The sequence below is a fragment of the Methylobacterium sp. J-076 genome (assembly GCF_022829405.1).
GTDB lineage: Bacteria > Pseudomonadota > Alphaproteobacteria > Rhizobiales > Beijerinckiaceae > Methylobacterium.
On record NZ_JAKSXW010000149.1, the window covers coordinates 470,708 to 483,773 of the forward strand.

Consider the following 13,066-nt stretch of genomic DNA (forward strand, 5'->3'; position numbering starts at 1 on the left):
CGCCACGTCCGGAAGCCTCGTGCTTCCCTGGGTCGCTTCGCTGCGCTCGCGATGACGGCGAGGGCCGGATCGGCCGAGCGGAGATGGTATCGTCGCCCAGAATCGCCAGCCGCCTTCGGACCGACCATGAACGCACCCGTTGACCCCAAGAAGCTGATCAAGGGCGGCCTGCACGACTGGGAGGTCGTGATCGGCATGGAGATCCATGCCCAGGTGACGAGCCGGGCGAAGCTGTTCTCCGGCGCCTCCACGTCCTTCGGCGGCGAGCCCAACGACCATGTCTCCCTGGTCGATGCGGCGATGCCGGGGATGCTGCCGGTGATCAACCAGGAGTGCGTCGCCCAGGCAGTGCGCACCGGCCTCGGCCTGAAGGCGCAGATCAACCTGCGCTCGGTGTTCGACCGGAAGAACTACTTCTACCCGGATCTGCCGCAGGGCTACCAGATCTCGCAGTACAAGGACCCGATCGTCGGCGAGGGCGAGGTGCTGGTGGACATGCTCGACGGCACGTCCTTCACCGTGGGCATCGAGCGGCTCCACCTGGAGCAGGATGCCGGCAAGTCCCTGCACGATCAGGACCCGACCCGCAGCTACGTGGACCTGAACCGCTCCGGCGTCGCGCTGATGGAGATCGTCTCCCGGCCGGACCTGCGGTCGTCCGACGAGGCGAAGGCCTACGTGACGAAGCTGCGCACCATCCTGCGCTACCTCGGCACCTGCGACGGCGACATGGAGAAGGGCAGCCTGCGCGCCGACGTGAACGTCTCCGTGCGCCGCCCCGGCGAGCCGCTGGGCACCCGCTGCGAGATCAAGAACGTCAACTCGATCCGCTTCATCGGCCAGTCCATCGAGACCGAGGCCCGCCGGCAGATCGCGATCCTCGAGGATGGCGGAACGATCGATCAGGAGACCCGCCTGTTCGACCCCGGCAAGGGCGAGACGCGCTCGATGCGCTCGAAGGAGGAGGCGCACGATTACCGCTACTTCCCCGATCCGGACCTGCTGCCGCTGGAGTTCGACCAGGCGTTCGTGGATTCCCTGGCCGAGGGCCTGCCGGAACTGCCGGATGCCAAGAAGGCGCGGTTCGTGCGCGACTACGGCCTGTCCACCTACGACGCGGGCGTGCTCGTGGCGGAGCGGGCCTCGGCCGACTACTACGAGGCGGTCGCCAAGGGCCGGGACGGCAAGGCGGCGGCGAACTGGGTGATCAACGAGCTGTTCGGCCGCCTCAACAAGGAGGGTCTCGGCATTGAGCAGACGCCGGTCTCCGCCGACCAGCTCGGGGCCATCGTGGACCTGATCGGCGAAGGCGTGATCTCCGGCAAGATCGCCAAGGACCTGTTCGAGATCGTCTGGTCCGAGGGGGGCGACCCCCGCGCCGTGGTCGAGTCGCGGGGCATGAAGCAGGTCACGGACACGGGCGCCATCGAGGCCGCCGTGGACGAGATCATCGCCAAGAACCCGGACAAGGTCGCCCAGGCCAAGGAGAAGCCGACCCTGCTCGGCTGGTTCGTCGGCCAGACCATGAAGGCCACCGGCGGCAAGGCGAACCCGGCGGCCGTCAACGCCCTGCTGAAGGCGAAGCTCGGCATCGAGTAAGGCGGGGGGCCTCTTCGCCACGGGTTGGTCGCGGCATTGATCCCACCCGTCTCCTCATCCTGAGGTGCCCGCGTCGGCGGGCCTCGAAGGAGCCCTACAGGGATAACCGAGCTGTCTGGAGCCCTCCTTCGAGGTCGCCGCTGCGCGTCGGCACCTCGGGATGAAGGGAAGGGTGGGATCGGCGGTCGACCACCCCGTTTCGCAGTGCCCCCCACCATCATTGCGAGCGCAGTGCCGGCTGAGGCGGCAGGTCAGACCGGCAGCACGTTGGTGTACTTCACCTGCCCGAGGGCGAAGCTCGATTCGATCGAGCCGACGCCGTCGAGGCGGGTGAGCTTGTCCTTCAGGAACCGCTCGTAGGCGGCGAGGTCGGGCACCACCACCCGCACCAGGTAATCGTGCCGGCCGGTCATCAGGTAGCACTCCACCACCTCGGGCCAGCGGGCGACGGCTTCGGCGAAGCGGTCGAGCTCCTCCTCGCGCTGGCGTTCGAGCTTCACCGAGGCGAAGACCGAGATCGGCAGGCCCACCCGCGCCTGATCCACCAGGGCGACGTAGCCCTTGAGGATGCCCGCCTTTTCCAGCATCCGGATCCGCCTGAGCGTCGGGGAGGAGGACAGCCCCACCCGGTCGGCCAGATCCTGCACCGTGATGCGCCCGTCCCGCTGAAGTTCGGCCAGGATCTTGCGGTCGATCCCGTCGATGGCCCGTTCTGCCATGATCTGCCAACGAAGCCCGCGTTCGGGGTGAAAATCGCCAAAATCTAATCGCACGGGGGCGAATTTGGCAACTTCCGCCGGGGGCGGCGTGGCATGTCTGGGCATCCTCCGACGAGATCCGCCATGTCGCCCGCCATCACCCCCGAAGCCGCCGCCGCCGATCCGCGCCTGCCCTACCTCGCGGAGCTGGAGCGGCGGGCCCTGTGGCTCTCCACCTGGATGATCCACAACGCCAACCACATCCGGCCGAACCCCGACGGCATGAAGGTCGGCGGCCACCAAGCCTCCTCCGCCTCGATGGCGACGATCCTGACCGCGCTCTACTACGCGGCCCTGCGGCCGGAGGACCGGGTGGCGGTGAAGCCCCATGCCGGGCCGGTGTTCCACGCGCTCCAGTACATCGCCGGCCGGCAGACCCGCGAGAAGATGGAGAACTTTCGCGGCTACGGCGGCGTCCAGTCCTATCCGTCGCGGACGAAGGACACGGACGACGTGGATTTCTCCACCGGCTCCGTCGGCCTCGGGGTGGCGCAGACGCTGTTCGGCTCCCTGGTGCAGGATTACGTCCGCGCCCACGGCTGGGGCCTGGACCGGCCGGAGGGTCGCATGGTCGCCCTGGTGGGCGACGCGGAGATGGACGAGGGCAACATCTTCGAGGCGCTGATGGAGGGCTGGAAGCACGGCCTGCGCCGGACGTGGTGGATCATCGACTACAACCGCCAGAGCCTCGACGCGGTGATCCGCGAGGGCCTGTACACCCGCTTCGAGGAGATCTTCCGGTCCTTCGGCTGGGATGTGGTGATCCTGAAATACGGATGCCTGATGGACGCCGCCTTCGCCGAGCCCGGCGGGGAGAGCCTGCGCGGCTGGATCGACACGGCGCCGAACCAGCTCTACGCGGCGCTGACGTTCCAGGGCGGCGCCGCGTGGCGCAAGCGCCTCAACCAGGATCTCGCGGGGGAGCCCGATGCGCTGGCCCTCGTCGCCCGCAGGGACGACGAGGAGCTGGCCGCTTTGATGGGCAACCTCGGCGGGCACGACATGGTGAACCTGCTCAAGGCCTTCGAGGCGGCGGACAACGACCGCCCCACCGTCTTCATCGCCTACACCGTCAAGGGCTACGGGTTGCCGCTCGCCGGCCACAAGGACAACCATTCCGGCCTGCTCACCCCCGCCCAGACGGAGCTGTTCCGGGACAAGGTCGGCGTCCGCGCCGGCCGGGAATGGGAGCCCTTCGAGGGGATCCAGGTGCCGGAGGCCGACCTGCGGCGGTTTATCGAGACCTCGCCGTTCTTCTCGGCAGGGCCGCGCCGCTACTCCGCGCCGAAGCTGCCGGTGCCGGAGGATTTCCCGTGCCCGCGCCAGCCGAGCCTCTCCACCCAGGCGGGGTTCGGCCTGATCCTCAACGAGTTGGCCAGAACCGATACGCCGCTGGCGTCCCGCATCGTCACCACCTCGCCGGACGTCACCGTCTCCACCAACCTCGGGGGGTGGGTGAACCGCCGGGGGCTGTTCGCCAAGGAGGAGCTGCGCGACCTGTTCAAGTCGGAGCGCATCCCTTCGACCTTCAACTGGGACTTCTCCACCAAGGGCCAGCACATGGAACTCGGCATCGCCGAGATGAACCTGTTCCTGCTGCTCTCGGCGCTGGGCCTCTCGGATCGCCTGTTCGGCGAGCGGCTGATCCCGGTGGGGACGCTCTACGACCCCTTCATCTGCCGCGGGCTCGATGCCCTGAACTACGCCTGCTACCAGGACGCCCGGTTCATCATCGCCGCGACGCCCTCCGGCGTGACGCTGGCGCCGGAGGGCGGCGCCCACCAGTCGATCAACACGCCGCTGATCGGCATGGCGCAGGATGGGCTCACCACCTTCGAGCCGGCCTTCGTCGATGAACTCTCCGTGATCATGGCCCACGCCTTCGATTACGTGCAGCGCGACGGCAAGGCGGGCGGCTCGGTCTACCTTCGCCTCTCGACGCGCAGCCTCGCGCAGCCGCAGCGGACGATGACCCCCGCCCTGGCGGACGGGATCGTGAAGGGCGCCTACTGGCTGCGGGAGCCCGGGCCGAACGCCGACCTCGTCGTCGCGGTGGCCGGGGCGCCGACCGCGGAGGCGATCGAGGCGGTGGGGCTGATGGCCGAGGACCGGCGCGATATCGGCCTCCTCGCCGTCACCTCCTACGACCGCCTGCACGCGGGCTGGTCGGCGGCCCAGCGCGCCCGCGAGGCGGGGGACCGGGGGGCGCGCTCCCACATCGAAGACCTGCTCGACAGCCTGCCTCCGCATTGCGGCCTCGTCACCGTCATCGATGGCCACCCGGCCACGCTCGGTTGGCTCGGCTCCGTGCATGGACACCGGACGCGGGCGCTGGGCATCGAACGGTTCGGGCAGACCGGCACCGTGGCAGACCTCTATCGGCATTACGGCATCGATGCCCAGGGCATCGCCGCCGCCGCCGGGGGGCTCGCGCCGGAGCGGCCGATCCGCCTCCGCGGTTACGGCCACCGTCTGGCCGGGAACGGGACGGCGCACGCCTGATTGCCGTCGAGCCAGCCCGGGGCGCACAGCTCCGGGCCGGTTGCCATGCGCTGGGCGCCGTCCTGCGTAACAATCGGTGTTGGCAATCCGCCCGGGCTTCGGTTTACATCGCGACGCAACCAGGAATTGAGGGATTGAGGGGGATCGTCATTCCCGCACCTCTGCCGGAGCGGCATGGATGAAGACGTCGAAACCGAAGCAATCCACTCCCGTCGATCACGGCATCGGAAGCCGCATCGCCCTGCTGCGCACGGCCAACGGCCTCAGCCAGTCGCAGCTGGCCGAAGCCCTCGGGATCAGCTTCCAGCAGGTTCAGAAATACGAGGCCGGCAAGAACCGGATCGGGGCGGGGCGCCTGCAGGCCATCGCCGACCGTCTGGGCGTGCCGGTCTCGACCTTCTTCGAGGACGCGGCGCAACCGGCTCCGGACGACGCCATCGAGATGCTCCTTCACAGCGACGGCGCCATCGACCTGCTCCGCGCCTATGCGTCGATCGGTGACGAGGAAGTGCGCCGGAGCATCCTGATGATGGTGAAGGCGACGCTGCGGGTGTCCAAGGCGACGGTCGCCGCCGAAGAGCACGCCGCGGACCTGCCGGGCGAGCCGCCCGCCCACTGAAGCCTAATTCAGGCCGCCCCCGCGGCAGGCCTTGTCCTGGATCGCTGCGTGATCCGGCCCTGCCCCCTCATTCCGGGGCGCCCTCGCGATGGCACATCGAGTCGAAGGCGGACGCTAGGTTTAGCGGAGCTTTCCGACCCGCCCCTCCGAGACCGTTCCACGGCACCACGGTATCCGGCCCGGAAGACGGAACCGGCTGCCTGCGATCCAACGCCGTCCTTGCGAGCGAAGACGGGGCGTGCGGACGTCCCGGGCAACTCTCAGGTTGATGCAGCGCCTGGGGCGATCTTCCCGAACGAGCGCGCCGGCCGCGATCCGCCGTAGCGGGCCAGGATCACGACAGTGTCGCCGTAGACCCGTCGTTCGAGTTCCGCGAAGTCCGCCGGCAGGGTGACGGCGGCGGAGGCCACCTCCTCGACCACGGCGAGCGCACCGGAGGCGAGCCATCCGCCCTGCGCGGCGCTCGTGAGGGCCGCGGGGGCGAGGTCCCGGCCGTAGGGGGGATCGCAGAAGAGCAGGGAGAAGCGGCCTGCAGGGCCGGCCTCGCCGAGTTTGGTCGCGTCGCGCCGGAACAGGCGGGTCACGCCCTCCGCCCCGAACGCCTCGATGTTGGTACGGATGACGCTGCGCGCCTCGGCCCCCTCATCCACGAGGAGGGCGTAGGACGCCCCCCGCGACAGGGCCTCGAAGCCCAGCGCACCCGTCCCGCTGAACAGATCGAGCACCCGCGCCCCGGCGACGGCATCGTCGTAGCCGTGGGTCAGCACGTTGAACAGCGACTCCCGCAGGCGGTCGGAGGTCGGACGGATGGCATCCGTCCGTGGGGTGGCCAGACGACGCCCGCGCCACTGGCCTCCGACGATCCGCATGGTCGTCGGCCCTAGCGCGTGCCGCGCGGCGGACGCGCGCCGCCCGGCTTGCCGCCGCCGCCCCCGGGCCGCGACCCGCCGGGCTTGAACCCTCCGCCGGATTTGAAGCCGCCGCCGGGTTTGCCCCCGCCGAAGGACTTGCCCCCGGGACGGTCACCGAACGACTTTCCACCCGGTCGGTCGCCGAACGACTTGCCGCCGGGGCGGTCGCCGAAGGACTTGCCTGCGGGCCGGTCACCGAACGACTTTCCACCCGGACGGTCGCCGAACGACTTCCCGCCAGGACGGTCGCCGAATGACTTGCCCGGAGTGCCGGAGCGACCCTTATAGCCCTCGCCCGCATCCGAGCGGCCGCGCTGCGGGCCGGCCGATCCGGACTCCTGCCGGGGATTCCTGCGCTCGCCGCCCCCGAAATCGCTGCGCTCATTCGAGCGAGCCTGCGGGGGTGCACCACCCTCGCGGCGGGGCCCGGCATCGCGCTGGCCGCGCCAGTTCCCGCCCTGGGAATCGTCCCGGGGCCTCGCGCCCTGGGGGCGGCCGGCGCCGCGCTGATCCTGGCTGCGGGCAGGCCGTTCGTCCCGCCGGAACTCGGTCGTCCGGGCCGGTGCGCCCTCACGGCGGCCTTGGTAGCCCCCGCCATCGCCATCCGGACGGCCGGGGGCGGCCTTCGAGTAGCGACGCCGGGGCTGTTCCTCGGCCTGCGGCCGGGCCGGACTCGGCGACAGGCGCTCCACGAGCACCCGGCGGTCCCCGGACTTGATGGCGCCCACGCGCTCGCGTCCCCGCTCGGCGGCAGAGGCGGCCTGATCGATCCGCGGATCGGCCCCGCGCCGGGGCGGCCGGCCGGGCTTGTACGCCCCCTGCTCCTGCGCCGGCCCTTCCTCACGCCAGACGGAGCGGCGGGGACCTGCCCCGGTGCCGCCGGTGGAGACCCGCTGCGGCGCGGGCCGGGCGGGGGCGCGGCGCTCCTGGCGCTTGCCCTGCTGTCCGTCGGAACCGGCCGCCTTGGCCGGACCCCCGAAGGGCGAGATCGGCTCGCGGGTGGGGCTCTCGAAATCGACGCCCGCCGCCTCGGATAGGCTCTTGCCGAGCTGGTCCTTGAGCACCCGGGTGCGGACCTCCTCCACCAGCCCGACTTCGAGATCCCCGAGCTGGAACGGCCCGAAGGACATGCGGATCAGCCGGTTCACCTGGAGGCCCAGATGTTCGAGGATCCGCTTCACCTCGCGGTTCTTGCCCTCCCGGAGGCCGAGCGTCAGCCAGAGGTTGTCGCCCTGCACCCGGTCGAGGGTCGCCTCGATCGGCCCGTACTCCATGCCGTCGATGGTGACGCCCTTGGCGAGGCGGTCGAGCTGGGCCTGATCGGTGTCGCCGTGGGCCCGCACCCGGTAGCGGCGCAGCCAGCCCGTATCGGGATGGGCGATGACCTTGGCGAGGCCGCCATCGTTGGTCAGCAGCAGCAGCCCCTCGGTGTTGATGTCGAGGCGGCCGATGGCGACCACCCGGGGCATGTCCTCGGGCAGCACCTCGAACACCGTCTGCCGGCCTTCGGGGTCGCGGGCGGTGGTGACGAGGCCGCGCGGCTTGTGGAAGATCCAGAGGCGCGTGCGTTCGCGGGTGGGCAGGGGTTCGCCGTCCACGAAGATCGCGTCGTCGTCGGTGACGTTCAGGGCGGGCGAATCGATCACCGTGCCGTTCACGCTCACCCGGCCGTCGAGGATCATCGCCTCGGCATCCCGGCGGGAAGCGAGGCCCGCCCGGGCGATCGCCTTGGCGATCCGCTCTCCGGCGAAGCCGGCATTCGTGTCGGGCGGGGTCTCGTCGGAAGGTTCGGCAGAGCCCTCTTCGACCTGCGGCGGAGCCACGGGTGCAGCGGCCTTGCGCTTCAACGTCGCGTCGCCGGAGGGGGCGGAACGGCCCCTCGAATGGCCGGTCTGAGCGTCCTGCGCCAAGTCCTTCGCGCTGCCGGCGTCGGTGGCCGGCTGCCAGGCTTCGGCGCGGTCGGGGGACTGGGGGCCGTCCCGGTCGGCGCCGGGCGTGTCGTCGTTTGGAATGTCGGTCATCGCCGGCCCATACCAGAGCCGCCAGTCTCAGGCGAGACCGCGCGCGCATCCGGAGGGCCCCGATCCCCGCATTCACCCTGCGGAATCGGTGATGTTCAGGGGCTTAGACCCTGGGTGAGCGCCCGCGCATCACGCCGAACACGGCGGAGATCAGAAACAGGGCGATGGCAGCGAAGAACACGAGCTTGGCCGCCTCGACCGCCGTGCCGGCGATGCCGCCGAAACCCAGGAGCGCCGCCACCAGGGCGACGACGAGGAACGTGATGGCCCAACCGATCATCTAAGAAGTGTCCTGCGCGAGCGGCCCGGGTGACGCCGGCGTAGCATCACCCGGTGCGGAGGGAGACCACACCCCGGCGCGGCGGCACCCTCCGGGGAGGGCCGTCGCACGCCGGGTGTTCTGTCGATCTCAGAGCTTGTCGGTGGCCGACTTGACGGCGCCCTTGGCGTCGCCGACCGTCGTCTGGGCCTTGCCCTTCAGCTCCTGGGCGGCGCCGTCGGCCTTCATCTTGTCGTTGTTGGTCGCGTCGCCGATGCCCTGCTTGGCCTTGCCAACCAGCTCATTGGCCGCGCCCTTGATCTTGTCGGTGGTGCTGGTCATGGCGTCACTCCATCGTCTCTTGTTACGGCGAGGCCGCGTCGGCCAAGAAACGGGGATACCGCCGGGAATGTTCCGCACGTTAACATCTCCCCTTCGCCCGCTCGTTGGATGGCGGGACGCCGATGGGTGAGCGCCCGGTCGCACCCTTCGACCTCGCCTTCGAGGCCGCGCGCAGGGCCGCCGCCGAGGGGGAGGTCCCGGTGGGGGCCGCCGTGGTGAAGGAGGGGAGGGTGGTGGCCGTGGCCCACAACCGGCCGCGATCCCTGCGCGACCCCACCGCCCATGCCGAGATCCTGGCGATCCGCGCCGCCTGCCTCGCCCTCGACGACGAGCGCCTGTCGGGCTGCGATCTTTACGTGACGCTGGAACCCTGCCCGATGTGCGCGGGGGCGATCTCCTTCGCCCGCATCCGCCGGCTGTATTACGGCGCGGGGGACCCGAAGGGTGGGGGCGTCGAGCACGGGCCGCGGGTGTTCAACCAGCCCACCTGCCACCACGCGCCGGAGGTCTACGGCGGATTCCGCGAAGGCGAGGCGGCCGAACTGCTGCGCGAGTTCTTCGCCGTCCGGCGAGAGTAGGGCCGTCTCCGGCCCCTCGCCGCGGACGGCCATCGTCGGGAGAACCGATCCCATCCGGGCCGTCGTCAGGAGGGTCCAGCCAGACAGTCGGCCGTGCCCGCGGGCACTGCGAAGGCGAAGATCGGGTCCGCCGTTCCCCTCGCCCGGTCAGGGGTTGACCCTGATCCCCACCAGCACCGTATTGTCCCGGAAGCTCGACGCCGTGGAGGTGCTGTTAATCTCTTGGTAGATGTATGTCCCGCGCAAGGTCAGCCAGCGGTTGAACCGATAATCGAGCCGGGCGGTCGCCGAGAAGCCGTTGTCGCGGATCGTGCTGTTCCGGTACTCGTTGTGCAGCAGCGAGCCGCCGAGGACGATCGACAGGTTCCGCAGCAGATCGTGCTGGACTTCCAGGGTCGCCACTTCGGTGAGGACGCCGCTGGATCCGGGGATCGTCGTCTCGGTCACCCCCGTGGCCGCGTTGAAGCGCACCGTCGTCAGGGGCGTCGCCGACCAAACGAGAGTCGCGCTGACGAGGGGGGCATCGATGTCGCGCAGGGTCGGGTCGGTGTAGGTCCGGTGCTGGATACCGGCGGAGATCTCGCCGGTCAGGCGGCGGGCGAGCCCGATGGTGGCGCCCGCGAGGACGCCGACGCCGTTCGAATCGCGCTGGACCCCAAAGGAATCGAAGCGCTGGTCGTAGATGCGGGTGTCGCCGACCACGTCCACGAAGGGTTTCAGGTCGGGGTTGATCTCGTAGGCCGTCCGCAGGCGCAGGCTGAACTGGTTCAGGTTCCGGTCCGACTGCCGGATCCGCGTGCCGTCGCTGAGCTGGACATCGTCGAATTCCGAACGGTCTACGAGGCCGCTCAGGGTGAACGACAGGCGGTTGAAGGTCTGCGTCGCGCCGAGCGTCGCGCCGTAGAGGGCGATCAGCGGACGGCTCGTCGCCGTGGCGGCCTGCAGGTTCGGGCTGGTGGTACGCTGGGTGTCCACCAGGAAACGCGCCTGCCCATCGATGTGCAGGTCGCGGTTGGCATCGATGCGCAGGTTCACCACGCCGTCCGCCGCCGGCCGGCTCGCCGCGTCGTTCTGGGGTGTTTCGAGGTAGGCGCCGCGCAGCGACCCGTCGAGGGAGCTGGACGACCAGTCGCTGCGGAAATCCACCGTCGCCTCGGTGCGCAGGGCGGCGGAGCCCTTGGCGAACTGACGGGTCGTCTGGTCCGGGTTCGAATCGTAGCCGATGCTCTGGGCGAAGGTCGGCAGCACCGTGAAGGTGCCCACCTTATAGCCGATCGGCGCATAGGCCGGATCGGTGGGGATCGGCCGCGACAGGTCGGTGCCGAGGATGAAGCCAGGCGTCAGCAGGCCGAGGGCGGGGTTGTTCACCAGCAGCGGGATGCGCGAGCCGAATGTCGAGAGCGGCAGCGGCAGGCCGACGACCGCCTCCTGCACCACCGGCGTGAGGCTCACCGCCTGGGTGGTGACCTGCGTGCTCTCCCGCGTGATCCGCTTGACCGCCGAACCGTTCCGGCGTGACGGCGCCGCCCGGAACCGGAGGGTCGGCGACAGCGCGCGGTTGAACACCGCGGTGGAGGCGCCGCCGGTCCGCTCCCCGCCGACGGTGACGCGGTCGTTCTGGCCCGTGAGGCCGCTTGCCCTGAAGCTCTGGTTCGTGGGGTTGAGCAGGATGCCTCCGCCACCGCCGTCCCCACCGAGGCCCGGCGTCGCCTCCTGGGGGCGTCCGTCGCGTCCCTGGCCGTCCGACAGCCGCTTGCGCAGCACCGGGAGACCGTTGGGACCGGCCTCGAGGCCGGTGCCGGGGTTGTCCGGGGCGCCGGTGACGGGACTGACGGCGTCGAAACGCGGCGTCTGCGCGAGGGCCACCGGCGGCAGCCCCGCCAGAGCCAGGGCGAAGGCGGCGCGGACCGCCGGCCCGAACGTGGCACGCGTGCTCCCGGCATCACTGTCGGACTTCGCCACACGCACTTGCCGCCCCCAATCCTGCGAACACGCAACTCGAAGTCGGAAGAACACCGGTCCAAGCCCGTCGATTGCTACCAATCATCAAGGTTAATCGGAGGTAGCAGGACGCGGTTAATGCCGGGTCAACGGCCTAGCCTTCGTGAGTAGGGCGCGAGACCTCGATGGACCGATTGCGCCCATCGCGGCCGCAGCGGTGAGCCGCCTTCCCCGGGCCTCCCCTGCGCGTCCCGCAGGGGTGCCTCCCATACGGACGGGTGGGCAAAGGGTCCGCCGGACCCATCCTTTTGTTGCATTGCACAGACCGGATGCCGCCGCAGCGTCCGGTCCCATGGAGCCGCCATGCTCGCGCCGCCGATCCTCGCCCTCGCCCTCGCCTCGTTCGGAATCGGCACGACCGAGTTCGTCATCATGGGGCTGCTGCCGGAGGTGGCCCACAGCTTCGGGGTGACGATCCCGCAGGCGGGCTACCTCGTCTCCGGCTACGCCATGGGCGTGGTGGTGGGGGCGCCCATCGTCGCCGTCGCCACGGCCGGACTGCCCCGCAAGACGGCCCTCCTTGCGCTGATGGGCGTGTTCCTCCTCGGCAATGTCGGCTGTGCCCTCGCGCCGACCTACGGCCTGCTGATGGCCGCGCGGGTGGTGACGGCCTTCGCCCACGGGGCGTTCTTCGGCATCGGCGCCATCGTCGCCCGGGACCTCGTCCCCCGGGAGAAGCGGACGCAGGCGGTCTCGCTCATGTTCGCGGGGCTGACCCTCGCCAACGTGCTGGGCGTGCCCCTCGGCACGGCCCTGGGGCAGGTGGCGGGCTGGCGCACGACCTTCTGGGCGGTGGTGGTGATCGGCATCGCGGCGGGGCTTGCGATCCAGCTCTGCGTCCCCGCCGGCCTGCCGGGCAAGCGGGGCGGGCTCGTTCAGGAATTCCGCGCCCTCGGGCGCTGGCCGGTGCTGCGGCCGATGCTGGTCTCGACCCTGGCGTCGGTGAGCTTCTTCACGGTCTTCACCTACATCACGCCGTTCCTGACGACCGTGACCGGGCTGTCCCCGACCGCCGTGACGGGGGCCCTGTTCGCCGCCGGAGTCGGGCTCACCGTCGGCAACCTCGCCGGGGGTGCGCTCGCCGACCGGGGCCTGATGGCGACGGTGCTCGGCAGCTATCTCGGCCTCGTCGCGGTGCTGCTGGTGCTGTTCTTCGTGGCCCGGAACGAGGTCGCGACCCTCTCGGTGCTGGTCGTCTGGGCGGGGCTCGCCTTCGCCCTGGTCTCGCCCCTCCAGATTTGGGTGGTGGAGGCGGCGAGCGATGCGCCGAACCTCGCCTCCACCCTGAACCAGGGGGCCTTCAACCTCGGCAACGCCACCGGGGCGTGGCTCGGCGGGACCGCCCTGACCCTGGGGACCGGCTACGGCGAACTGCCGTTGATCGCCGCGGGGGTTTCCACCATCGGCCTCGCGCTGGCGGCCTCCGCAGTCCGGCGGAGCGCCCGCACCGCCCTGTCCTCGCCCCGGCCCTGAGCG

At 70.5% G+C, this 13,066-nt stretch carries 11 protein-coding genes; 5 read left to right on the forward strand and 6 right to left on the reverse strand.

Going from position 1 to position 13,066, the window contains the following annotated elements; translation table 11 throughout:
• Positions 1-126 precede the first annotated feature (126 nt).
• Positions 127-1,599 (forward strand): Asp-tRNA(Asn)/Glu-tRNA(Gln) amidotransferase subunit GatB, encoded by a 1,473-nt coding sequence (gene gatB / locus MKK53_RS24515; protein ID WP_243931573.1) that lies wholly within the window; start codon positions 127-129, stop codon positions 1,597-1,599.
• A gap of 251 nt (positions 1,600-1,850) precedes the next feature.
• Here the strand turns inward: gatB and MKK53_RS24520 are convergent, their stop codons facing one another.
• Positions 1,851-2,318, reverse strand: a complete 468-nt coding sequence (locus MKK53_RS24520; protein WP_243931574.1) for an Lrp/AsnC family transcriptional regulator — start codon at positions 2,316-2,318, stop codon at positions 1,851-1,853.
• 123 nt (positions 2,319-2,441) lie between these two features.
• Here MKK53_RS24520 and MKK53_RS24525 point away from each other — a divergent pair, with 123 nt between their 5' ends.
• Together MKK53_RS24525 and MKK53_RS24530 are read left to right on the forward strand one after the other, a co-directional pair.
• Positions 2,442-4,859 carry a 1-deoxy-D-xylulose-5-phosphate synthase N-terminal domain-containing protein gene (locus MKK53_RS24525; protein ID WP_243931575.1) on the forward strand — a complete coding sequence of 806 codons (2,418 nt, stop codon included), beginning with the start codon at positions 2,442-2,444 and terminating at the stop codon, positions 4,857-4,859.
• A gap of 178 nt (positions 4,860-5,037) precedes the next feature.
• On the forward strand, positions 5,038-5,478 hold the full coding sequence (locus MKK53_RS24530; protein WP_243931576.1) for a helix-turn-helix domain-containing protein: 441 nt from the start codon (positions 5,038-5,040) through the stop codon (positions 5,476-5,478).
• 260 nt (positions 5,479-5,738) lie between these two features.
• On the opposite strand, the gene rsmD is transcribed toward MKK53_RS24530, so the two are convergent.
• The 4 genes from rsmD to MKK53_RS24550 form a co-directional block, all read right to left on the reverse strand.
• Positions 5,739-6,347: a 16S rRNA (guanine(966)-N(2))-methyltransferase RsmD gene (gene rsmD, locus MKK53_RS24535; RefSeq protein WP_243931577.1), complete on the reverse strand. Its 609-nt coding sequence runs from the start codon at positions 6,345-6,347 to the stop codon at positions 5,739-5,741.
• A gap of 11 nt (positions 6,348-6,358) precedes the next feature.
• Positions 6,359-8,410 carry a pseudouridine synthase gene (locus MKK53_RS24540; protein WP_243931578.1) on the reverse strand — a complete coding sequence of 684 codons (2,052 nt, stop codon included), beginning with the start codon at positions 8,408-8,410 and terminating at the stop codon, positions 6,359-6,361.
• Between the two features lie 103 nt (positions 8,411-8,513).
• Complete coding sequence (locus MKK53_RS24545; RefSeq protein WP_243931579.1) at positions 8,514-8,690, reverse strand: DUF1328 domain-containing protein; 177 nt, start codon at positions 8,688-8,690, stop codon at positions 8,514-8,516.
• Positions 8,691-8,819: 129 nt separating this feature from the next.
• Positions 8,820-9,011, reverse strand: a complete 192-nt coding sequence (locus tag MKK53_RS24550) for a CsbD family protein (protein ID WP_243931580.1) — start codon at positions 9,009-9,011, stop codon at positions 8,820-8,822.
• Positions 9,012-9,133: 122 nt separating this feature from the next.
• On the opposite strand from MKK53_RS24550, the gene MKK53_RS24555 reads away from it, so the two are divergent.
• Complete coding sequence (locus tag MKK53_RS24555; RefSeq protein WP_243931581.1) at positions 9,134-9,589, forward strand: nucleoside deaminase; 456 nt, start codon at positions 9,134-9,136, stop codon at positions 9,587-9,589.
• Positions 9,590-9,736: 147 nt separating this feature from the next.
• On the opposite strand, the gene MKK53_RS24560 is transcribed toward MKK53_RS24555, so the two are convergent.
• Complete coding sequence (locus tag MKK53_RS24560; protein ID WP_243931582.1) at positions 9,737-11,557, reverse strand: outer membrane beta-barrel protein; 1,821 nt, start codon at positions 11,555-11,557, stop codon at positions 9,737-9,739.
• A gap of 336 nt (positions 11,558-11,893) precedes the next feature.
• Between MKK53_RS24560 and MKK53_RS24565 the strand changes: the two genes are divergently transcribed.
• The gene (locus MKK53_RS24565) at positions 11,894-13,063 is read left to right on the forward strand and encodes an MFS transporter (RefSeq protein WP_243931583.1); all 1,170 of its coding nucleotides are present in this window, start codon (positions 11,894-11,896) and stop codon (positions 13,061-13,063) included.
• Positions 13,064-13,066: the final 3 nt, after the last annotated feature.

What these genes read in the sequence shown, in the direction of transcription:
- gatB (WP_243931573.1), top strand. Translation starts at nt 127, where the DNA reads ATGAACGCACCCGTTGACCCCAAGAAGCTGATCAAGGGCGGCCTGCAC.
- MKK53_RS24520 (WP_243931574.1), bottom strand. Translation starts at nt 2,318, where the DNA reads ATGGCAGAACGGGCCATCGACGGGATCGACCGCAAGATCCTGGCCGAA.
- MKK53_RS24525 (WP_243931575.1), top strand. Translation starts at nt 2,442, where the DNA reads ATGTCGCCCGCCATCACCCCCGAAGCCGCCGCCGCCGATCCGCGCCTG.
- MKK53_RS24530 (WP_243931576.1), top strand. Translation starts at nt 5,038, where the DNA reads ATGAAGACGTCGAAACCGAAGCAATCCACTCCCGTCGATCACGGCATC.
- rsmD (WP_243931577.1), bottom strand. Translation starts at nt 6,347, where the DNA reads ATGCGGATCGTCGGAGGCCAGTGGCGCGGGCGTCGTCTGGCCACCCCA.
- MKK53_RS24540 (WP_243931578.1), bottom strand. Translation starts at nt 8,410, where the DNA reads ATGACCGACATTCCAAACGACGACACGCCCGGCGCCGACCGGGACGGC.
- MKK53_RS24545 (WP_243931579.1), bottom strand. Translation starts at nt 8,690, where the DNA reads ATGATCGGTTGGGCCATCACGTTCCTCGTCGTCGCCCTGGTGGCGGCG.
- MKK53_RS24550 (WP_243931580.1), bottom strand. Translation starts at nt 9,011, where the DNA reads ATGACCAGCACCACCGACAAGATCAAGGGCGCGGCCAATGAGCTGGTT.
- MKK53_RS24555 (WP_243931581.1), top strand. Translation starts at nt 9,134, where the DNA reads ATGGGTGAGCGCCCGGTCGCACCCTTCGACCTCGCCTTCGAGGCCGCG.
- MKK53_RS24565 (WP_243931583.1), top strand. Translation starts at nt 11,894, where the DNA reads ATGCTCGCGCCGCCGATCCTCGCCCTCGCCCTCGCCTCGTTCGGAATC.